Origin of the sequence: Salipiger sp. IMCC34102 (assembly GCF_004145405.1) — a bacterium.
GTDB lineage: Bacteria > Pseudomonadota > Alphaproteobacteria > Rhodobacterales > Rhodobacteraceae > Loktanella.
The window spans coordinates 46,379-66,476 of the sequence record NZ_SELQ01000002.1 but is presented as its reverse complement, the minus strand read 5'-3'; the positions used below and the strand labels follow the sequence as shown (position 1 = coordinate 66,476).

Sequence of the window (20,098 nt, the reverse complement as noted above, 5' to 3'; positions counted from 1 at the left end):
CCGCGATGATCCTGCTGATCGATAATTACGACAGTTTCACCTACAATCTCGTGCACTACCTGGGCGATCTCGGCGCCGAGGTCGTGGTGCGGCGCAACGACCAGGTCACCGTGCCCGAGGCTCTGGCCATGGGGGCACAGGCGATCGTCCTGTCGCCGGGTCCCTGCGATCCCGATCGGGCCGGGATCTGCCTCGACATGACGCGTGCCGCCGCCGAGGCGCGCCTGCCCTTGCTGGGGGTCTGTTTGGGACACCAGAGCATCGGCCAGGCCTTCGGCGGGCGGATCGTGCGGGCGGGCGACATCGTGCACGGCAAGATGGGCGTCATGCATCACGACGGCACCGGGATCTTCGCCGGTCTGCCGAACCCGTTCCAGGCGACCCGCTATCACAGCCTGGTGGTCGATCCCGCCACCCTGCCCGACCGCCTGAAGGTCACGGCGCGGCTGGAGGACGGCACGATCATGGGGCTTCAGCATCGCGACCTGCCGATCCACGGGGTGCAGTTCCACCCCGAATCGATCCGCTCTGAGCACGGCCACACGCTGCTGCGCAATTTCCTCGACCTCGCGGGTGTCGCGACGCGGGCCGCGGCATGAGCGACACGCTCAAGCCGCTGATCCACGCCGCGGCGCAAGGCCCCCTGAGCCGCGCTCAGGCCGAGCAGGCCTTCGGCATCCTCTTTGCAGGCGATGCGACCCCCGGCCAGATCGGCGGTCTGCTCATGGCGCTGCGCACGCGTGGCGAGACGGTCGACGAATACGCCGCCGCGGCCACCGTCATGCGCGCGAAATGCCTGCCCGTGCGGGCGCCCGAAGGGGCGATGGACATCGTCGGCACCGGAGGCGACGGCAAGCACACGCTCAACATCTCGACCGCGACGGCCTTCGTCGTGGCGGGGGCCGGCGTGCCGGTCGCAAAGCACGGCAACCGCAACCTGTCGTCGAAGTCCGGCACGGCGGACGTGCAGGGCGCGATGGGGATCAACGTCATGGTGGGGCCGGAGGTGGTGGAACGCGCCCTGCGTGAGGTCGGGATCGGCTTCATGATGGCCCCGATGCATCACCCGGCCATGGCCCACGTGGGCCCGGTCCGCACCGAGCTTGGGACCCGGACGATCTTCAACATCCTCGGTCCCCTGACCAATCCCGCGGGCGTGAAACGCCAGCTGACGGGCACGTTCGACCGCGATCTGATCCGGCCAATGGCCGAGATCCTGAAGGCCCTGGGGTCGGAGGCCGCCTGGCTCTGCCACGGCTCCGACGGGACCGACGAATTGACGATCACCGGCAAGAGCTGGGTCGCGGCGCTCAAGGACGGCGAGATCACCGAGTTCGAGGTCACGCCGCAAGACGCGGGCCTGCCCGCGCATCCTTTCGAGGACATCGTCGGCGGTACGCCAGAAGAAAACGCGGAGGCCTTCCGCCTCTTGCTGAGCGGTACGCCCTCCGCCTATCGCGATGCAGTGCTGCTGAACGCCGCGGCGGCCCTGCTGGTCGCCGGCAAGGCAGAGGATCTGCGTGACGGGGCCGCCATGGCGGCCTTGAGCATCGACAGCGGGGCCGCGCGCGCCTGCGTCAAGGCGCTCGCCCGTGTCACCAACGCCTGAAGGTCTGGACGGCTGGGCAGACCTGCCGTTCTGGCAGGAGGATTGGCCCCGCATCAAGGCCGCCCTCGCCGCCGAGACACGGCCCGTCTTCCCGCCGCCCGCGCGCATGTTCGAGGCCCTGCGCCGCTGCCCTCCGGAGGCGGTCCGCGTCGTGATCCTCGGGCAGGATCCCTACCACACGCCGGGCAAGGCGGATGGGCTTGCCTTCTCGATCCCGCGGGGCTTCGGCGGAAGGCTGGACTCCTTGGGTAACATCTTCAAGGAGTTGCGCGCGGATCTTGAGGTGACGCGTGAAGTGACGTCCCTCGACGACTGGGCCGACCAGGGGGTGTTGTTGCTCAACACGGCGCTCTCCGTGCCGCAAGGGGCCGCCAAGGCGCACGCGCGGCTGGGATGGGACGCGCTCGTGCGGCAAGTCATCGCACGGCTGGAGGATCGGCCCCGCGCCTTTCTTCTGTGGGGTGGACCCGCGCAGAAGTTCGCGCCGCAGGCCGCGCATCACCTCGTGCTGACGGCGGCCCACCCCTCACCCCTCTCGGCACACCGCGGGTTTTTCGGCAGCCGCCCATTTTCAACCGTGAACCGCTGGCTTACAACGCGAGGCATTCTCCCGATTGATTGGACGGACCCCGATGAGCCAGAACATCCTTGACGACATCAAGGCCTACAAGCTGGAGGAAGTCGCCGCCCAGAAAGAGGAGGTCCCGCTGGCCGAGATCGAGCGCCGCGCCCGCGACGCCTCGGCCCCGCGCGGGTTCGCCAAGAGCCTGCATCGCGCCTCGACCGAAGGCTACGCACTCATCGCCGAAATCAAGAAGGCCAGCCCGTCCAAGGGATTGATCCGCGAGGACTTCGACCCCGCGGAGATCGCCCGCGCCTACGAGGCCGGTGGCGCGGCCTGCCTGTCGGTCCTGACCGACACCCCGTCGTTCCAGGGCGCCCCGGAATTCCTGGGTCAGGCCCGCGAGGCCTGCGACCTGCCGGTGCTGCGCAAGGATTTCCTCTACGACCCCTACCAGGTGATCGAGGCCCGCGCCTGGGGGGCCGACTGCATCCTGATCATCCTGGCCAGCGTCGACGACACCCAGGCTGCCGAATTGGAAGCAACGGCTCTCGAGTGGGGCATGGACGTTCTGGTCGAGGTGCACGACCGCGAGGAACTCGATCGCGCGGCCCGGATGGACGCGAAGCTTCTGGGGATCAACAACCGCGACTTGCGCACCTTCGAGACATCGCTCGACGTGACGCGCAAGCTGTCCAAGCACGTGCCCGCCGGGCGCACGATCGTGTCGGAAAGCGGGCTTGCCTCGCCGGAGGATCTGGCCGACCTCGCCCGCTGGGGCGCGCGCAGCTTCCTGATCGGAGAGACGCTGATGCGCCAGCCCGACATCGAGGCCGCGACCCGCGCGCTGCTCGCCAGCCCGCTGACGACGCCGGGCCTCTAGCGGTGGCGCTGTCGCATTTCGACGCGCAGGGCCACGCGCATATGGTCGACGTCTCCGACAAGCAGGTGACCGACCGCATCGCGGTGGCGGAAGGCCGGATCACCATGCGGCCCGACGTGCTGACCCTCGTGATGGAAGGGACCGCGAAGAAGGGCGACGTGCTGGGGACCGCCAGGCTTGCGGGCATCATGGGCGCCAAGCGCTGCGCGGACCTCATTCCGCTGTGCCACCCGCTGCCGATCACCAAGGTGTCCGTCGATCTGACCCCGGACCCCGCCCTGCCCGGCGTGCGGATCGCGGCGACCGTCAAGACCACCGGCCAGACCGGCGTCGAGATGGAGGCGTTGACGGCGGTCTCCGTCGCGGCGCTTACCGTGCATGACATGCTCAAGGCGGTGCAGAAGGACATGGTCATCGACGGCATCCGCGTCACGCTGAAGTACGGCGGCAAGTCCGGCCGGTTCGAGACCGAATGATCCCTGTCGCGCAGGCGCTGGACGCGCTCTTCGCGCTGGTGACGCCGCTTGGGTCCGAGGACGTGCCCTTGCGCGAGGCCGCGGGCCGGGTGCTCAGCCGCGACGTCGCCGCCGCGCGCACGCAGCCGCCCTTTCCGGCGTCTGCGATGGATGGCTACGCGCTGACAGGCGCGCGGCCCCGGGCCCGCTTTCGCGTGATCGGGGAATCCGCCGCGGGCCACCGCTTCACCGGGCCCGTCGCCGCGGGGGAGGCCGTGCGGATCTTCACCGGCGCGCCCGTTCCGGAAGGCTGCGACCGGGTCGTGATCCAGGAGGACACGACGCGCGCTGGCGATACGATCACCCTGCATGACGATCTCGATCCCGGCCCCTACATCCGCCCCGCAGGAACCGATTTTCGCGCAGGCGACACGCTGTCCGGCCCCCGCCAGCTCACCCCCTCCGACATTGCCCTTCTGGCGGCGATGAACGTGGCCCGCGTGCCGGTCGTGCGCCGTCCCGTCGTGGCCCTCATCGCCACCGGTGACGAGCTGGTGCAGCCCGGCGAGGATCCCGGTCCCGACCAGATCATCGCGAGCAACTCCTACGGGCTCGACGCGCTCCTGCGGGCCCAGGGGGCCGAGGTGCGGATGCTTCCCATCGCGCGCGACCGGGTCGAAAGCCTGGCCCTGTGCCTCGACCTTGCACGCGACGCGGACCTGATCGTCACGATCGGCGGGGCGTCGGTGGGGGATCACGACCTCGTGGCGCAGGCGGCCCAAACCGCCGGGATGGAGCGCGTCTTCTACAAGGTCGCGATGCGGCCGGGCAAACCGCTGATGGCCGGGCGCCTGGGCCGCGCCGCGATGATCGGTCTGCCTGGCAACCCCGTTTCGGCCATGGTCTGCGGTCATGTCTTCCTGCGGCCGGTGCTGCGGGCGTTCCTGGGGTTGGGAACCGCAGCTCTGCCACGACGGCCAGTCACCCTCGCGGCCGCCGTGGGCGCAAACGGCGGACGGGAACATTACGCGCGGGCGCAGGTCGAGGGCGACCGGGTCACCGTATTCGAACGCCAGGACTCGGCGCTGCTATCGGTCCTGTCGCAAGCCAACGCCCTCGCGGTCCGACCGCCGGGCGATCGCGCACGGCAGGCGGGGGAGGCGATCGAGGTGATAGACCTGTGACGGGTTGACACAAACCGGGAACGAACCTAGAACGCCGGTGAACAGGATTGTCCCGAAAGGCATTACCATGCTCACCAAGAAACAGCTCGACCTGCTGAATTTCATTCATAAACGCGTCCAGCGCGACGGCGTGCCCCCGTCATTCGACGAGATGAAGGAAGCGCTGGATTTGCGGTCCAAATCCGGTATCCATCGCCTGATCACGGCGTTGGAGGAGCGTGGCTTCATCCGACGTCTCGCTCACCGTGCGCGGGCGCTGGAGATCGTGAAACTTCCCGAGGCGATGCAGGACAAGCCGGGCTTCACGCCGCGGGTGATCGACGGCGACCGTCCCGACAGCATTCCGCCGCAGGCGCAGGCCGTCAGCGTGGCCGCGGTGGAGCTCAACGTCATGGGCCGGATCGCCGCCGGTGTGCCGATCGCCGCCATCTCTGAAGTGTCGCACTCCGTTGCCGTCCCGCAGGGCATGCTCGGCAAGGGTGAGCATTACGCGTTGGAAGTGAAGGGCGATTCGATGATCGACGCCGGGATCAACGATGGCGACGTGGTCGTGATCCGCGAGTCCGGGGCCGCTGACGACGGCGATATCGTGGTCGCTCTGGTCGAGGATCAGGAAGCCACGCTCAAGCGGTTCCGCCGGTCCGACGGCATGATCGCGCTCGAAGCCGCGAACCCGGCCTACCCGACGCGGTTGTTCCGCGACGACCAGGTCAAGGTGCAGGGACGGCTGGTCGGATTGATCCGCACCTACTGAACGCTCTGCGTCCCGGACGGCTTTTCGACATTGGCCGTCCGAGTGTTCGTTTGGGGCCGGTCGAAGGGCTGTATCGCGTGCGGCAACGCCGGCAGCCTGTCGCCTGACACTGCGGATCCACCGGACCAGGGGCGCGTCCCCGTCACCTCGCTCGCCGTCCGCACGCGAAGACTTCCGTCGTCGGCCAGATCAAGGCGGACCGAGCCGGTCTGGCGCAACCGCGTTTGATCGAGAACGAGGCAAGGACGCTCAGCTTCGTCCGGAACGGTCAGCACCAAGATCGTGGCGCCTCCGCAGTCGCCCAGGACGTCACGCGCCGTCTTCCCGCGCACCTGCCGGATCTGCTGGCCGCCCAGCGTTGCAAGTACCCCGCGATCCATCTGGGTGATCCCGGGACGGGACGCGGCTTGCGCCTGCGGAACCGGCAAACCGTCATTCTCCAGCCAGACGCGGGCGACGAAGCCGTTGCCGGTCGCCCGCGACAGGGCGCGCCCCTCCGGCGTCAGAACACCGATCAGACCGCCCGTGTCGGCGATCAGGACGTCGGGCCGTTCGGTCATCGCCCACAGCCCGAAGGCAACCGCCGCGACCGGAATACCCAGCGAGCGCGCCCGTCCCGCCCAGAGGATTAACCACAGCAACCCGAGTGTCAGCACGGGCAGGACGACGGTCTGCGGCGTGGGCACGTAGCTGAGCGCGCCGTCCCAGCTTGAGACGCCGCGCGCGACGAACAGGATCCACGCAAGCCCCTGCCCCATGATCCACAATCCGACCTCCTCCAGCCCGACCGGCGCCAGGCAGGCCGCGAGCACCGCGGCGGGCATGACGAGTGTCCCCATCAGGGGCACGCTGGCGAGATTGGCGATCAGCCCGTAGTGCGAGATCTGGTTGAAATGCGCCGCCGCGAATGGCGCCGTGGCCAGGCCCGCCACCAGCGAGGAGATGAAGACAGAGACCGCGGGCCCCATCCATCGCGGCCCGACCCGGACGCCGCGCAACCGACCGAAGATCACCACGAGCGCCGTGGTTGCCGCAAAGGACATCTGGAACCCCGGGCCGAGCAAGGCGTGCGGTCGCAAGACGAGCACGATGGTCGCCGCCAGGGCTATGGCCCGCAAGGTCAGCGCGCGGCGGTCCAGCAAGACGGCCACCAACATGACCGATACCATGATGAAGGCGCGCTGCGTCGCCACGCTGCCCCCCGACAGCGCGAGGTAGATCGCCCCCGCGATCAGCGCCGCCACCGCCGCGACCTTCTTGACCGGCAGGCGGAGCGCCACGGGCGGCACGGCGCAGATCGCGATCCGCACGCCGGTGAAGACGAAAGCGGTCAGCAGCCCCATGTGCAGCCCCGAAATCGCCAGCAGATGCGCGAGGTTCGAGGCCCGCAACGCCTCCAACGTCGGCTGGTCGATGCCGGAGCGATCACCGGTGACAATGGCCGCCGCCACCCCGCCGATCTCACCGGGCAAGCGGTCGCGGATGGCGTCGCTGATCGCCATGCGTCTGGCGAAGATCCATTGCCCGGGCCCCGGATCGGCGGGGGCGATCCGCAGGACCGGCGTGCGCGTGTAGCCCACCGCCCCGATCCCCTCGAACCAGGCATGACGCCGGAAATCGAACCCACCGGGCTCTGCCGGCCCCGCAGGCGGGGTCAGGTGTCCGGTCAGGATCAGCCGCTCCGCCGGCTTGATGCGCGACAGCGGCTGATCTCCGTGCAGCGAGACCCGAACCCGCGCCGGTGTCCGGCCAGGCGCCAAGCGGTCCAACCGGACCCGGTCCAGCGTCAGCCGCACCGCGTCGGAGGCGGACCGGTCGATCCCCACCACCCGTCCTTCGATTGGTCCGTAGTAGCGAAATCCCAGAACCGGGGCTTCGACCCGCCAGACTTCCAGCTTGGCCAGCCCGGCCCCGCACGCACAGACCGCCAGCGCCCAGACGAGCGGGCGCCAGGCCTCCCGCATGGCGCGCGAGAGCAGGATCAGTGACGGCGCGCAGAGCCCCAGGGCAGCCCAGGTCGCGCGGCCCGGCTCCCACGACAGGGCGTAATACCCGCCTATCCCGAGTCCCAGGAACACCGGCAGCCACAGGACCAGCCGGCCGCGCTGGGACAGCAACGCCTCTTGCACTTGTCCTTGACCTTTCACCGACATATCCCGGCAGGGACGCGGTTGAGCATTGGCCGCAATCGTAAACAACAGGTTAATCTCTTGACCCAGACCACGACCCCGACGCCGCCCGTGACCCGCTTCGCGCCCTCGCCCACCGGTGCGCTGCATATCGGCGGCGCACGCACGGCGCTGTTCAACTGGCTTTACGCCCGCGGCCAGGGCGGAACCTTCCTGCTGCGGATCGAGGATACCGACACCGCGCGCTCGAACCCCGAAAACACGCAAGTCATCCTCGACGGGCTGACGTGGCTGGGCCTCGACTGGGATGGAGAGCCCGTGAGCCAGGCCGCGAATGCCGCGCGCCACCGCGAGGTCGCCTTGCGGATGCTGGAGGCCGGAACGGCCTACAAGTGCTTCAGCACGCCCGAAGAAATCGAGGCTTTCCGCGAACGAGCCCGGGCGGAGCGCAGCTCGACCCTGTTCCGCTCGCCCTGGCGCGACGTGCCCGAGGACCAGCACCCGGACGCGCCTTACGTCGTGCGCCTCAAGGCCCCGCGCGAAGGCGAGACGACGCTGACCGACACCGTGCAGGGCGCCGTTACCTGGTCGAACGACCAGCTCGACGACATGATCCTGCTGCGCTCGGACGGGACGCCGGTCTACATGCTGGCGGTGGTGGTGGACGACCACGACATGGGCGTCACCCACGTGATCCGCGGCGACGACCACTTGGCGAATGCGTTCCGCCAGAACCTGATCTACCAGGCAATGGGCTGGGACGCGCCGGTGCTTGCACATATCCCGCTGATCTTCGGACCCGACGGCAAGAAGCTGTCGAAGCGCCACGGCGCGACCGCGGCGGCGGACTACCGCAAGATGGGCTACCCGGCCGCCGGCATGCGCAACTACCTCGCTCGTCTGGGCTGGAGCCACGGGGACGACGAGTTCTTCACCGACGACCAGGCCAAGGAATGGTTCGACCTGGACGGCATCGGCAAGTCGCCCGCCCGGTTCGACCTCAAGAAGCTGGAACATATCTGCGGCCAACACATCGCCGCCACCGACGACGCCGAGCTGCTGGCCGAAGCGCAGGACTACCTTGCGGCCACCGGCGCCCTGCCCCTGACGGAGGCGCAGGCCGACCGGGTGCTGAGCGCGATGCCGAGCCTCAAGGAACGCTCCAAGACCTTCCCGGAGCTTCTGGACAAGGCCCATTTCGCACTGACCGACCGCCCAATTCACCCGGACGAGAAGTCGGCCAAGGCCATCGATGCTGTGGCGCAGCAATATTTCGTCGAATTGACGCCGCACCTGCAGAATGTTAGTTGGGAACGCGACGCTCTCGAACAGGCGGTCGCCGATTTTGCGGCCGCACGGGAGACCAAGCTGGGCAAACTCGCAGGACCTCTGCGCGCAGCACTCGCGGGTCGCGCGGTATCTCCCAGCGTGTTCGACATGATGCTGGTACTCGGACGCGACGAAAGTATCGCCCGGATCGACGACGCCGCTAGATAAGCGGCGAAGCACCCCCAAGCGGTCGCACTTGCGACCCGGACAAGACAGGAAACGATCATGACCGACAAGACCGCCAAGTTGACCATCGACGGGACAGACTACGATCTGCCGATCTTCACCCCTACCGCCGGTCCCGACGTCATCGACATCCGCAAGCTCTACTCCCAGGCGGGCGTGTTCACCTACGATCCGGGCTTCACCTCCACCGCCTCCACCCCGAGCGAGATCACCTTCATCGACGGCGACAAGGGCGAGTTGCTGCACCGCGGCTACCCGATCGACCAGCTGGCCAGCAAGTCGCACTACCTGGAGGTTTGCTACCTGCTGCTGAACGGCGAATTGCCGAACGCCGAGCAACTGGAGGAGTTCGAATTCATCGTCACCCATCACACGATGCTGCACGAGCAGATGATGAACTTCTTCCGCGGCTTCCGCCGCGACGCTCATCCGATGTCGATCATGGTGGGCGTTGTCGGCGCGATGTCGGCCTTCTACCACGACAGCACCAACATCAACGACCCCCGCGAGCGCGAGATCGCGGCCTTCCGGCTGATCGCCAAGATGCCGACCATTGCGGCGATGGCCTACAAGTACCACGTGGGCCAGCCCTTCGTCTATCCGCGCAACGATCTGGACTACGCCTCGAACTTCCTGAACATGTGCTTCAGCGTCCCGGCGGAACCCTATCACGTCGACCCCGTGCTGGCCCGCGCGATGGACCGGATCTTCACCCTGCATGCCGATCACGAACAGAACGCCTCGACCTCGACGGTGCGGCTGGCGTCCTCTTCGGGGGCCAACCCCTTCGCCTGCATCGCCGCCGGCATCGCCTGCCTCTGGGGCCCGGCGCACGGTGGCGCCAACCAGGCCTGCCTCGAGATGCTGCGCGAGATCGGGACCGTCGACCGGATCCCCGAATACATCGCCCGCGCCAAGGACAAGGACGATCCGTTCCGCCTGATGGGCTTCGGGCACCGCGTCTACAAGAACTTCGACCCCCGGGCGACGGTCCTGAAGGAAAGCGCCGACGAAGTGTTGGAGCTTCTGGGCATCGAGAACAACGAGACGCTCAAGGTCGCCAAAGAGCTGGAAAAGCAGGCCCTGAACGATCCCTACTTCGCCGAGAAGAAGCTGTTCCCGAACGTCGATTTCTACTCGGGCATCATCCTCGAAGCGATGGGCTTCCCGACCTCGATGTTCACGCCGATCTTCGCCGTCAGCCGCACCATCGGCTGGGTTTCGCAATGGCAGGAGCAGTTGAGCGATCCCGCGCTGAAGATCGGCCGGCCGCGGCAGCTCTACCAAGGGTCGACCATGCGCGATTATGTCGACATCGAAAAGCGCTGACGGCGCGCTTCGGACCGCGCGGCTGGTGCTGCGCGGTCCGAAAGAGCACGACCTCGACGCGATGCACCGCGTCTATTCCGACCCTTACGCCATGCGCTACTGGGCAACGCTGCCGCATCCCGACAGGGCGACGACGAAAGAATTGCTGGATCGTCGCATCGCCCATTGGGCGCAGCAGCAGACCAACTTCCAGATCACGCTCGACGGGGCCTGGATCGGCAACGTCGGGTTGTTCACGGGCCATGAGATCGGCTTCATGCTCGATCCCGCGCATCACCGCAAAGGCTACGTCTCGGAGGCGCTGGCGGTCGTGTTGCCAGCGGTGTTCGCGCGAACCGGTCACCCGCGTCTGATGGCGGACATCGATCCGCGCAACGCGGCCTCTGCGGCGACGTTGCGCAAGTTCGGGTTTCGCGAAACCCACCGGGCAAAGAACACCTACCTGATCGGCGGCGTCTGGTTCGACAGCGCCTATTTCGCGCTGGACCGGCCCACGTGAAAAGGCGCGCGGACCAAACCGCGCGCCTTTCCATCCATCGTCCGTTTCGCTTACTCGGCGGCGACCCCCGCATCCGGCAGGAACGGGTAGTCGGTGTAGCCGTGTTCGTCGCCACCGTAGAACGTGTCCTGATCGGGCTCGTTCATCTCGGCGTCGAGGTTCATGCGGCGCGGCAGGTCGGGGTTCGCGATGAACGGACGGCCGAAGGTCACGGCGTCGGCGTGGCCCGTCTCGATCACTTCGCGGGCGCGGGCGGCATCGTAGCCGCCGTTGGCGATGTAGAAGCCGTCGTAGTGTTTGCGCAGCGTCTCGATCTTGTCGCGCCCTTCCTCGTTGTCGGACCCGGGGAAGCTTTCCAGCACGTGCAGGTAGGCCAGTTTGCGATCGCTCAGCATCTTGTAGATCGTCTTGTAGTGCTCGACCGGATCGCTGTCCGAGATCGCGTTGGCCTGGCCCAGTGGCGACAGGCGCACGCCGGTCCGGTCGGCGGGCCAATGTTCGGCCACCGCATCCAGCGCCTCTTCGAGGAAACGCATGCGGTTCTCGACGCTGCCGCCGTAGCCGTCGGTGCGGTCGTTGGCACCGTCCATCAGGAACTGTTCGATCAGGTAACCGTTGGCGGCATGCACTTCGATCGCGTCGAACCCCGCAAGCTTGGCCAGGCGCGCGGCCTCGCGGAAATCATCGATCGTCTCGCGGATCCCGGCCTCGTCGAGCGCCACAGGCTTGGAGCAATCCTCGAACCCGTTGCGGGTGAAGGTCTGGGTCTCGGCGGCCTTGTCGGTCGAGGAGACGGGCTGGCGTCCCTCCGGCAGGACGGAGGTATGGCTGATGCGGCCCACGTGCCACAACTGGATCAGGATGCGGCCGCCTTCGGCGTGGACGGCGTCGGTGATCTCGCGCCACTTCATCGCCTGTTCTTCGGTATGGATGCCGGGGGTGTCGATGTACCCCTTGCCCATCTCGGAGATCTGGGTGGCCTCGGTCATGATCAGCCCTGCGCTGGCGCGCTGGCGGTAGTATTCGATCGCCATGTCGGCGGGCACGCCGTCGGCGCGCGCACGGTTGCGCGTCAGCGGCGCCATCAGCACGCGGTTGGGCAGCGTCAGCGCGCCAATCTCGACGGGGCTGAAGAGGATGTCTTGGTCGGCCATGGAATGGCTCCTGTCTTGAATTCACCCATAGCAACACGACAGCTTGGGGCTTGTTCCGCTTGCCCTAGCGTCCTTCGAACCGCGGCGCCCGTTTTTCGACGAAGGCAGAGACACCTTCGCGGAAATCGCGGGTCTGGCCGCATTTGCCCTGCAACTCGGCCTCCAGCGCGAGTTGGGCGTCCAGATCGTTGCCGAAGCTCGCCCGCAAGGCCTGCTTGATATGGCGGTAGGTCTGGGTCGGACCCTGGGCCAGTTGCGCCGCGCGGGCCCGCCAATGGGTATCGAACGACTCCGCCGGGGCGGCCTCGTAGATCAGGCCCCATTCGACCGCCTGTGTCGCAGTGATCTTGTCGGTGAAAAGGGCCGCACCCATCGCCCGGGCCAGGCCGATCTGCCGCGGCAGGAACCAGGTTCCGCCCGCGTCGGGAATGAGGCCGATCCGGGCGAAGGCCTGGACGAAGTAAGCCTCGTCGCTTGCGATGACCACGTCCGCGCACAGGGCCAGGTTCGCCCCCGCCCCGGCCGCCGGACCGTTGACCGCGCAGATCGTCGGCAGCGGACAGTCCACGATCGCGCGCAGCATCGGCACGTATTCATCCCGCAAGGTCGCTTCCAGATCGAGCTTGGCGCCCTCCTTGAGGTCGAGGTCCTGGCCCGAGCAGAAGGCGCGGCCCGTCCCCGTCAGCACCACGACCCGCCCGTGGTTCGGGGCGTCAGCGACGGCTTGCGTGATCTCGGCCCGCATCCGGGTATTGAGGGCGTTCATCTTTTCGGGACGGTTCATCGAGATGGCGACGATACCGTCGCGGATGTCGACGGTCAGGGTCTCATACGGCATGGGCGCTCCTAAGGGGTTGCGCGGCCACTCTATCGCCGCCTGCCCCTCGCGAAAGCGAAACCACGCGTCAGGACCGCAGGATCCGCTCCAACTCGGCCTCTTCGTCCTCGGTCAGGGCCGCCTCCGGTTCGGCGCGGCGGCGAATGGCCACCCAGCCGACCCCGAGCGCCAGCAGCAGCAAGGCGGGGGCCGCCCCCCAGAGGATCAGGTTGCTGCCGGATCTGTCCGGCTCGAGAAGGATGAACTCTCCGAAGCGGGCGACGAGGAAGGCGCGCGCCTCGGCATCGGTATCCCCGGCCACCAGCCGCTCCCGCAGGAGCACGCGCAGCTCGCGGCTGATGGGGGCGTTCGATTCGTCGATACTTTCGTTCTGGCAGACGGGGCAGCGGAGCCCTTGAGACAGCGCGCGGGCTCGCGCCTCGAGCGCGGGATCGTCCAGCATCTCCCCTGGTTCGACCGCGTGAAGCGGCGCTGCCAGCAGGCACAGGACGAGCGCCAGCCACCTCATTCCGCGGCCACCGGTGCTGCGCGACGCGCGCCAACGGCGATCCGCAACCGCCGGTCGGTGAGAGAGATCAAACCGCCGAGCGCCATCAGGATCGCGCCGCCCCAGATCCAGTTGGCGAAGGGCTTGATGTAGACCCGTACCGCGTAGCCCCCCGCCTCCTGCGGGTCGCCGATCACGACGTAGAGGTCGCGCAGGATGCCGTTGCGGATCGCGGCCTCGGTCGTGGGCATCTGCGCCACCGGGTAGAAGCGTTTCTCGGGCGTCAGGGTGAAGGGCGTCCCCTGCCCGCGCCGGATTGCCAGCGTGGCGAAGGTCGAGCGGTAGTTCGGCCCCTGCACCGTCTCGACGCTGTCGAGGGTGACCGTGTAGGGCGCGACCTCGTAGGTCTCGCCTATGTCGACGACGCGGATATCCTCCACGTCCCAGGCGGTCATGGCGGCGATACCGAAGATCGTGACCCCCATGCCAAGATGGGCGACCGTCTTGCCCCAGTCGCCGCGCGGCAGGCGGGCCATGCGACGCAGGCGGTCGGTAACGCTTCCGCGGCCAGAGCGAAGCCACAGGTCCAGCAGCGCGCCGCCCACGACCCAGACCCCCAGCGCCACGCCCGCCGGCCCCACCAGCGAACGGCCCGAATGGACCGCGTAGGCCAGCAGCGCGGCCGCGACGGACAGGGCGACAAGCCCGGTCAGCGGCCCCCGTGCCCGCGTCAGCGTCCCGCGCTTCCAGGCCAGCAGGCTGCCCAGCGGCAGGACGATCGCAAGCGCCACCATGAAGGGCGTGAAGGCCGCATCGAAGAACGGGGGCCCGACCGAAAGCGTCCGGTCGAACAGCATCTCGGCCACCAGCGGCCAGAGCGTGCCGATGAAGACCACGAAGGCGCTGACGGCCAGCAGGATGTTGTTGAGCACGAGCGCGCTCTCGCGACTGACCGTGCCGAAGACGCCCTGCGCCTGCATGGTGCCCGCACGGGCGGCGTAGAGCGTGAGCGACCCGCCCAGGAACACGCCCAGGATCATCAGGATGAACACCCCCCGTTCGGGGTCGTTGGCGAAGGCGTGCACGCTGGTCAGCACGCCCGAGCGGACGATGAACGTCCCCAGAAGCGAGAACCCGAAGGCCAGGATCGCCAGCAGGATCGTCCAGCTTTTCAGCGTCTCGCGCTTTTCCACGACGATGGCCGAATGAAGCAGTGCCGCGGCGATGAGCCAGGGCATGAAGCTCGCGTTCTCCACCGGGTCCCAGAACCAGAAGCCGCCCCAGCCAAGCTCGTAGTAGGCCCACCACGAGCCGAGGGCGATGCCGACGGTCAGGAACATCCAGGCTGCCAGCGTCCAGGGCCGGACCCAGCGACCCCAGGCGGCATCGACGCGTCCCTCGATCAGGGCGGCCACGGCGAAGCTGAACGTCATGCTCAGCCCCACGTAGCCGAGGTAGAGGAACGGCGGGTGGAACGCGAGCCCGGGATCCTGCAGCAGCGGGTTCAGATCGCGCCCGTCGAGGGGCGGATTGGCCAGACGCGCGAAGGGATTCGAGGTGAAAAGGATGAAGGCGTAGAAGGCGACCGAAATGCTGGCCTGCACCGCCAGGACCCGTGCCTTGAGCGGCGCGGGCAGGTTGCCGCCGAACCAGGCGGCCGAGGCCCCGAAAAGCGCCAGGATCAGCACCCACAGCAGCATGGAGCCTTCGTGGTTCCCCCAGACGCCGCTGATCTTGTAGATCAGGGGCTTGGCGGTGTGGCTGTTGGCATAGACCAGTTCGACCGAGAAATCGGACATCACGAAGGCCCGCGTCAGCACCAGAAAGGCAAAGCCGACAAGGATCAGCTGGCTCGTCGCGGCCGGCTCCGCAAAGGTCATCCATCCCCGCCAGCCCTTCTGCGCGCCCACCATCGGCACGACGGTCTGGGCAATCGACACGGCGAAGGCGAGGATGAGGGCGAAATGCGCGAGTTCGATCAACATGGCGCCCTGTTACCCCATCAAGGGGACCGCGCCCAGCCCGATCGCCGCACCGTGACCGCGACGAAAACGCCGATCTCAAAGCGGGATATGCCCTTCCAGCGTGACGGAGATCACCGCCAGGATCATACCGCCCACCACCAGCCGGACCAGCCATTTCAGCGTATCCTCGATGGAGGACAACCGCTCGCCCACGTTGACCTGGTGCACCGCGTTGACGGCGTTGCTGGTCTCGAGGTCGATCAGACGCCGCTCGATCGCCCCCAACCGGTCATGCTGCATGACGCAGGCTCCACCATTCCGCCAGCGCGGCGTTGTCGGGGTAAGGGGTCGGCCCTTTCAGGATCGCTTCCGGACCGTGGTCGTCCTCGCGGGCGGGCTTGCGGATCGCCTCGCCCAGCACCAGCGTCTGAGCAACCGAGCGCTGGAATTCCTGCCCCTTCGCCTGGTAGCGCGCGCCGAAGTAGAAGCTGACGATGGCCCCCATCAACCACCACAGCGGCTCAGGGATCAGGGCCACCCCCAGCATCCGGTCCGCGAACCACGCCGGGTTCGCCATGGCCGAAACGAACAGCCCGATCGTCCCCAGCGCCAGCATCGGCCGCGGCAAGCGGTTGAGCGCATCGACGAACCGGTCGAAGCCGGACCGCCTGGCGTGCGCGAACTCCGCCGCGAACTGCTCCATCGCCGCCATGCGCGCCTCCGCGTTGCGCTGCGCCCCCTTTTCGGCGCTTTCGCGGAAGACCTCGACCGTCTCCGCCACGACGTTGCGCCCGTCGCCAAACAGCAGTTTCGTGATGCCTTGGATCAATCCCATGCCCGAACCCTCTCGCGGTGTTGTGCTTGCGAATAGTGGAAGCGCTGCGCCATGAAGCTTTCGGCGCGCACGATCCAGCCGCCCTTGCCGCCGTCCCGGCGCCGCGCGTACTTGCGGCTGGCGGGACGGCGGTCGGCAAGTGCGTAGTAGTAGTTCCGACGCGCGATCCCGTAGGCATCGACCAGGTGCTCGGCGGCGGCGGCGAACCCCTGCGCTGCGGCCGCTTGCGTCTGCGGGCCGATCACCCCGTCGACGGCGCATTCGATCCGCATCTGGGTCAGCAGGGTCTGCAGGATCTTCACCGCCTGATTGCCCGCGTTTACGTACATGTCGAAGACTGTGGGCTGCAACGCCTCCGGCAGCAGTCCGATCCGTGGCGCTTCGAAGTAATGGCGGATGAAGATGTCCTCGGCCTGGGCGCGGGTCAGACGCCGCACATCGGCCCGGTCCACATCGCCATCGCCGTCGAGATCCAGCCCCAGGCGCCGCATCGTGTGGATCGTCACCCCGTGGTTGGTCGCCCCGCCCGGGTCGTCGGGGTCGTCCACGTAGCCGCCTTCGCGCCCCACGATCTCGGCGGCGATCTGCCTGACAGTCTGCATGCTGATGTCTCCCTCAAAGCCGGGGAAAACATCACGGAGGGAGGGTTAATTGGTGGCGACCGCAGCGTCCGGTGCCTCATAGGTGCCTTGCGCCTTGAGCGCGTCGATCACCTCCTTGGGCATGTAGGTCTCGTCGTGTTTGGCAAGGATTTCAATGGCCTCGAAGGTGCCGTTGACGTAACGGCCCTGCCCGACCATGCCTTGGCCTTCCTCGAAGAGGTCGGGGAGGATGCCGCTGTAGACCACCGGAATCGAGGCGCCGCCGTCCGTCACGTTGAAGCTGACCTGCATGCCCTGCCCACGGTTCAGCGACCCGTTCTCCACCAGCCCGCCGATGCGGAACAACTCGGTCTCGCGCGGGGGATCGGCCGCGATCTCGGACGGCGCGCGGAAGAACTGGAACGATTCGTCCGGCAGGAACGCCAGAAGGGCCAGCACGGCCGCGACGCAGACGCCCGAAAGCGCCATGATCTGGACGCGACGCTTCTTCTTGAGCCCCTTCACGGGAAGACCGGGGCCATCATCAGCCCTTCGGTTTCCAGAAGTCCCAGCATCAGGTTGGCGTTCTGCACCGCCTGCCCGCTCGATCCCTTGGTCAGGTTGTCGAGCGTGGCGATGACCATGGCACGCCCCGCCACCCGGTCCGCCACGACGCCGATATGGCAGAAGTTGCTGGCCCGGACGTGCTTGATCGACGGGTGCTGTCCCATCGGCAGGACCTCGATGAAGGGCTCCAGCTTGTAGGCCTGCGCCAGCGTGTCGTGGATCGCCTGCGCATCGCCATCGACGTAGACCGTGGCGAGGATGCCGCGGTTGGCGGGGATCAAGTGCGGCGTGAACTGCACCTGGACCGGACGCCCGGCGAGGGCCGAGAATTCCTGGTCGAACTCCCCCAGATGCCGGTGCGTGCCGCCGGCGGCATAGGCGTGCAGCCCTTCCGAAAGCTCTGCGTGCAGCAGGTTTTCCTTCAGCGACCGCCCCGCCCCCGACACGGCGGCCTTGAGGTCGATCACGATCCGGTCGAGGTCGATCACCCCCGCTTCGATCAACGGGCGTAGCGCGTATTGCCCCGTGGCGGCATTGCAGCCGGTGCCAGCGACCAGCCGGGCGGTGCGGATCTCCTCGCGGTAGAACTCGGTCAGCCCGTAGACGGCGGTTTGCTGCAGCTCGGGCGCCGCGTGGGGCTTGCCGTACCATTTTTCGTAGGCGTCCCCATCGCGAAGTCGAAAATCGGCCGAAAGGTCGACGATCTTCACGTGCTCCGGCAGATCCTTGATGACCGCCTGGCTGGTTGCATGCGGCAAGGCGCAGAACACCAGATCGACACCACCGAGGTCCATCTCCTCGATGGTGGTCAGGCGCGGCAGGTCAAGGTGACGCAAGTGCGGAAAGACCTCCGCCATGGCCATGCCGGCCTTGGAGTTGCCGGACAGTCCCACGATCCGCATCGAGGGATGGGTTGCAATGAGGCGCACAAGCTCCGCACCGGTGTAGCCGGAGGCGCCGAGGATCGCGACATTGTAGCTCATGATGGTGTCCCCTTCGGGATGACAGTTAGGAACAAGACCCGGCCCGGGCAAGACTGCGGCGGTCAGGCCGGTTCGAACGTGATGGACCGGCCCAGGAACTGCATGGCGCGGTCCGACACGCGCTTGGGATCGCCGGTGGTCAGGAACCGGCTTTCGGTGCCGTTGCCGCGCATCTCGGGTCGTCGCTCCAGGTAATCGGCGAGGCTTGCGGCCACCAGGTTGGCCTGGCTGAAGACCTGCACGTCGGGACCCAGCGCATCCTGGAACGCCTCCGCCAACAGGGGATAATGGGTGCAGCCCAGCATCGCCGCATCGGGGCTTGGCATCTTGCGCTTGAGCGCATCGACATGGCTGCGCACCAGCGCCTCGGCCAGGACGAAATCGCCCTCCTCGATGGCATCGACGACACCGCCGCAGGCCTGCGCCTCGACATCGACGCCGATCGCGCGAAACGCCAGTTCGCGCTGGAACGCCCGGGTGGAGACGGTCGCCGGTGTCGCGAAGAGCGCCACGTGCTTTACCGCGACTTCGCGCGGGGGGGAGTTGTCGCCCCACTGCCGTTCGGTCAGCGCCTCGATCAGCGGCACGAAGACGCCGAGAACGCGCTTGCCCTTGGGCACCCAGCCTTCCTGCATCCGCCGAAGTGCCGCGGCGGAGGCGGTGTTGCAGGCCAGGATCACCAGATCGCAGCCTTCGTCGAAGAGCCTTTGCGTGGCGGCGGTCGTCAGGTCGTAGATATCGTCGGCCTTGCGCACGCCGTAGGGCGCGTTGGCACTGTCACCAAGGTACACCAAGGGAAGATCGGGCATCCGGTCCGCAATCGCCCGATGGATTGTCAGCCCGCCCAACCCGCTGTCGAAAATCCCCACCGCCATCTGCGCGACCCTTGTACTTAGCCTCGAACTCGTGGCCCAGCGCGAATGCGTCGACGGGCCCCGGACTCAGGTCATAGGTCGCTTTGCGCAGGAAATCCATGCACCCTTTCGCATCGCCGGCAAACCGGTGAAAGGCCGCATTGGGGATCGGATCGCCGATGCAGACGCGGACCGGACGGTCGATCCGCGTGCGGAATTCGCGGATCAGCAGACCCACGCGCAGGTTGTAATGGATATGGCTGGCGATCTGGAACAATCGGCTGTTCGCCCCGTCGAAGTAGATCGGGACCACGGTGGCATCGCTCCGGGCGATCATCTTGGCGGTGAAGTTGCGCCAGGTGGGATCCATCGGTGTTCCGAACGGGCGTGGCGCGGTCGAGACCGTGCCGCCCGGGAATATGCCTATTACGCCGCCTCTGCCCAGCTGATCGATCGCGGCCGCCCGGGTCTGCAGATTGGCCCGCACCGCACTTGGCGTTTCGGAAAAGTCGATGGGCAGGATGACGTCGCGCAGGTCGGGCGCGTCACAGAAGATATGACTGGCCATGATGCGGACCTCTCCGGCCCGCCCGGCCGCGAGGATCCGGCCCATCATCAACCCGTCGAGGATCCCGTACGGATGGTTCGCGACGACGATGACCGGCCCCTGCGCGGGAATGTTCGACAGGGTCCCGGAAGCCAGATCCAGCGACAACCCGTAACGGGCGGTGATCGCGGACCACATGTCGCTGCCTTCGGTCTTGGCGCGCGCGTAGTCCCGCCCGCGCCGGATCAGCCCGATGCGGCCCGTCGCGTTTTCGATCAGACGGATCATCGCCCGCCCACCGCGGTGCGGCGTCGAGTGGGCATAGGACAGGCGTTTCACGACCTCGCGGTCCATCCGGGGCCTCCTGCG

General features: G+C 67.4%; 22 protein-coding genes. 10 read left to right on the top strand and 12 right to left on the bottom strand.

Annotated elements, in window-relative coordinates; genetic code table 11:
- Positions 1–5: 5 nt before the first annotated feature.
- From EU805_RS04640 to lexA, 7 genes are all read left to right on the top strand, one after another.
- Positions 6–599, top strand: a complete 594-nt coding sequence (locus tag EU805_RS04640; protein ID WP_129762800.1) for an aminodeoxychorismate/anthranilate synthase component II — start codon at positions 6–8, stop codon at positions 597–599.
- Positions 596–1,609, top strand: a complete 1,014-nt coding sequence (trpD, locus tag EU805_RS04635; protein ID WP_129762799.1) for an anthranilate phosphoribosyltransferase — start codon at positions 596–598, stop codon at positions 1,607–1,609. The genes EU805_RS04640 and trpD overlap by 4 nt, the downstream gene beginning before the upstream one ends.
- A complete protein-coding gene (locus tag EU805_RS04630; protein WP_129762798.1) occupies positions 1,593–2,261 on the top strand; it encodes a uracil-DNA glycosylase in 669 nt (222 codons plus the stop codon). Before trpD ends, EU805_RS04630 begins: the two co-directional genes overlap by 17 nt.
- Positions 2,242–3,054, top strand: coding sequence for an indole-3-glycerol phosphate synthase TrpC (gene trpC, locus EU805_RS04625; protein WP_129762797.1), 813 nt, complete (start codon positions 2,242–2,244; stop codon positions 3,052–3,054). The genes EU805_RS04630 and trpC overlap by 20 nt, the downstream gene beginning before the upstream one ends.
- A gap of 2 nt (positions 3,055–3,056) precedes the next feature.
- Entirely contained in the window at positions 3,057–3,530 is a 474-nt protein-coding gene (moaC, locus tag EU805_RS04620; protein WP_129762796.1) for a cyclic pyranopterin monophosphate synthase MoaC, read from the top strand.
- Positions 3,527–4,693, top strand: coding sequence for a gephyrin-like molybdotransferase Glp (gene glp, locus EU805_RS04615; RefSeq protein ID WP_129762795.1), 1,167 nt, complete (start codon positions 3,527–3,529; stop codon positions 4,691–4,693). The genes moaC and glp overlap by 4 nt, the downstream gene beginning before the upstream one ends.
- A 67-nt stretch (positions 4,694–4,760) precedes the next feature.
- The gene (lexA, locus tag EU805_RS04610; RefSeq protein ID WP_129762794.1) at positions 4,761–5,447 is read left to right on the top strand and encodes a transcriptional repressor LexA; all 687 of its coding nucleotides are present in this window, start codon (positions 4,761–4,763) and stop codon (positions 5,445–5,447) included.
- On the opposite strand, the gene EU805_RS04605 is transcribed toward lexA, so the two are convergent.
- Positions 5,441–7,576 carry a ComEC/Rec2 family competence protein gene (locus EU805_RS04605; RefSeq protein ID WP_370318164.1) on the bottom strand — a complete coding sequence of 712 codons (2,136 nt, stop codon included), beginning with the start codon at positions 7,574–7,576 and terminating at the stop codon, positions 5,441–5,443. The genes lexA and EU805_RS04605 overlap by 7 nt on opposite strands.
- Before the next feature lie 81 nt (positions 7,577–7,657).
- Between EU805_RS04605 and gltX the strand changes: the two genes are divergently transcribed.
- From gltX to EU805_RS04590, 3 genes are read left to right on the top strand one after another with little or no spacing between them, the layout of a single operon-like run.
- Positions 7,658–9,073 (top strand): glutamate--tRNA ligase, encoded by a 1,416-nt coding sequence (gene gltX, locus EU805_RS04600; RefSeq protein ID WP_207208077.1) that lies wholly within the window; start codon positions 7,658–7,660, stop codon positions 9,071–9,073.
- Positions 9,074–9,130: 57 nt separating this feature from the next.
- A complete protein-coding gene (locus tag EU805_RS04595; RefSeq protein ID WP_129762792.1) occupies positions 9,131–10,420 on the top strand; it encodes a citrate synthase in 1,290 nt (429 codons plus the stop codon).
- Positions 10,398–10,919, top strand: coding sequence for a GNAT family N-acetyltransferase (locus EU805_RS04590; protein WP_129762791.1), 522 nt, complete (start codon positions 10,398–10,400; stop codon positions 10,917–10,919). The genes EU805_RS04595 and EU805_RS04590 overlap by 23 nt, the downstream gene beginning before the upstream one ends.
- Positions 10,920–10,969: 50 nt before the next feature.
- Here the strand turns inward: EU805_RS04590 and EU805_RS04585 are convergent, their stop codons facing one another.
- From EU805_RS04585 to EU805_RS04535, 11 genes are all read right to left on the bottom strand, one after another.
- On the bottom strand, positions 10,970–12,073 hold the full coding sequence (locus EU805_RS04585; protein ID WP_129762790.1) for an alkene reductase: 1,104 nt from the start codon (positions 12,071–12,073) through the stop codon (positions 10,970–10,972).
- Positions 12,074–12,137: 64 nt separating this feature from the next.
- Positions 12,138–12,911: an enoyl-CoA hydratase-related protein gene (locus EU805_RS04580; protein WP_129762789.1), complete on the bottom strand. Its 774-nt coding sequence runs from the start codon at positions 12,909–12,911 to the stop codon at positions 12,138–12,140.
- Positions 12,912–12,978: 67 nt separating this feature from the next.
- The gene (locus EU805_RS04575) at positions 12,979–13,419 is read right to left on the bottom strand and encodes a cytochrome c-type biogenesis protein (RefSeq protein WP_129762788.1); all 441 of its coding nucleotides are present in this window, start codon (positions 13,417–13,419) and stop codon (positions 12,979–12,981) included.
- On the bottom strand, positions 13,416–15,383 hold the full coding sequence (locus EU805_RS04570; RefSeq protein ID WP_129762787.1) for a heme lyase CcmF/NrfE family subunit: 1,968 nt from the start codon (positions 15,381–15,383) through the stop codon (positions 13,416–13,418). Before EU805_RS04570 ends, EU805_RS04575 begins: the two co-directional genes overlap by 4 nt.
- 75 nt (positions 15,384–15,458) lie before the next feature.
- A complete protein-coding gene (locus EU805_RS04565) occupies positions 15,459–15,662 on the bottom strand; it encodes a hemolysin XhlA family protein (protein ID WP_129762786.1) in 204 nt (67 codons plus the stop codon).
- The gene (locus EU805_RS04560) at positions 15,652–16,197 is read right to left on the bottom strand and encodes a holin family protein (RefSeq protein ID WP_129762785.1); all 546 of its coding nucleotides are present in this window, start codon (positions 16,195–16,197) and stop codon (positions 15,652–15,654) included. Before EU805_RS04560 ends, EU805_RS04565 begins: the two co-directional genes overlap by 11 nt.
- Positions 16,188–16,799: a holin-associated N-acetylmuramidase gene (locus EU805_RS04555; RefSeq protein WP_129762784.1), complete on the bottom strand. Its 612-nt coding sequence runs from the start codon at positions 16,797–16,799 to the stop codon at positions 16,188–16,190. Before EU805_RS04555 ends, EU805_RS04560 begins: the two co-directional genes overlap by 10 nt.
- 45 nt (positions 16,800–16,844) lie before the next feature.
- Positions 16,845–17,303: a cytochrome c maturation protein CcmE gene (gene ccmE, locus EU805_RS04550; protein ID WP_129762783.1), complete on the bottom strand. Its 459-nt coding sequence runs from the start codon at positions 17,301–17,303 to the stop codon at positions 16,845–16,847.
- Positions 17,300–18,328, bottom strand: a complete 1,029-nt coding sequence (argC, locus tag EU805_RS04545) for an N-acetyl-gamma-glutamyl-phosphate reductase (protein WP_129762782.1) — start codon at positions 18,326–18,328, stop codon at positions 17,300–17,302. The genes ccmE and argC overlap by 4 nt, the downstream gene beginning before the upstream one ends.
- Before the next feature lie 62 nt (positions 18,329–18,390).
- Entirely contained in the window at positions 18,391–19,203 is an 813-nt protein-coding gene (locus EU805_RS04540) for a glutamate racemase (RefSeq protein WP_129762781.1), read from the bottom strand.
- Positions 19,106–20,083 (bottom strand): lysophospholipid acyltransferase family protein, encoded by a 978-nt coding sequence (locus EU805_RS04535; protein WP_129762780.1) that lies wholly within the window; start codon positions 20,081–20,083, stop codon positions 19,106–19,108. The genes EU805_RS04540 and EU805_RS04535 overlap by 98 nt, the downstream gene beginning before the upstream one ends.
- Positions 20,084–20,098 lie beyond the last annotated feature (15 nt).

Coding starts and splice junctions, on each gene's coding strand:
- EU805_RS04640 (WP_129762800.1), top strand. CDS start 6: ATGATCCTGCTGATCGATAATTACGACAGTTTCACCTACAATCTCGTG.
- trpD (WP_129762799.1), top strand. CDS start 596: ATGAGCGACACGCTCAAGCCGCTGATCCACGCCGCGGCGCAAGGCCCC.
- trpC (WP_129762797.1), top strand. CDS start 2,242: ATGAGCCAGAACATCCTTGACGACATCAAGGCCTACAAGCTGGAGGAA.
- glp (WP_129762795.1), top strand. CDS start 3,527: ATGATCCCTGTCGCGCAGGCGCTGGACGCGCTCTTCGCGCTGGTGACG.
- lexA (WP_129762794.1), top strand. CDS start 4,761: ATGCTCACCAAGAAACAGCTCGACCTGCTGAATTTCATTCATAAACGC.
- EU805_RS04595 (WP_129762792.1), top strand. CDS start 9,131: ATGACCGACAAGACCGCCAAGTTGACCATCGACGGGACAGACTACGAT.
- EU805_RS04590 (WP_129762791.1), top strand. CDS start 10,398: ATGTCGACATCGAAAAGCGCTGACGGCGCGCTTCGGACCGCGCGGCTG.
- EU805_RS04585 (WP_129762790.1), bottom strand. CDS start 12,073: ATGGCCGACCAAGACATCCTCTTCAGCCCCGTCGAGATTGGCGCGCTG.
- EU805_RS04580 (WP_129762789.1), bottom strand. CDS start 12,911: ATGCCGTATGAGACCCTGACCGTCGACATCCGCGACGGTATCGTCGCC.
- EU805_RS04575 (WP_129762788.1), bottom strand. CDS start 13,419: ATGAGGTGGCTGGCGCTCGTCCTGTGCCTGCTGGCAGCGCCGCTTCAC.
- EU805_RS04570 (WP_129762787.1), bottom strand. CDS start 15,383: ATGTTGATCGAACTCGCGCATTTCGCCCTCATCCTCGCCTTCGCCGTG.
- EU805_RS04565 (WP_129762786.1), bottom strand. CDS start 15,662: ATGCAGCATGACCGGTTGGGGGCGATCGAGCGGCGTCTGATCGACCTC.
- EU805_RS04560 (WP_129762785.1), bottom strand. CDS start 16,197: ATGGGATTGATCCAAGGCATCACGAAACTGCTGTTTGGCGACGGGCGC.
- EU805_RS04555 (WP_129762784.1), bottom strand. CDS start 16,799: ATGCAGACTGTCAGGCAGATCGCCGCCGAGATCGTGGGGCGCGAAGGC.
- argC (WP_129762782.1), bottom strand. CDS start 18,328: ATGAGCTACAATGTCGCGATCCTCGGCGCCTCCGGCTACACCGGTGCG.
- EU805_RS04540 (WP_129762781.1), bottom strand. CDS start 19,203: ATGGCGGTGGGGATTTTCGACAGCGGGTTGGGCGGGCTGACAATCCAT.
- EU805_RS04535 (WP_129762780.1), bottom strand. CDS start 20,083: ATGGACCGCGAGGTCGTGAAACGCCTGTCCTATGCCCACTCGACGCCG.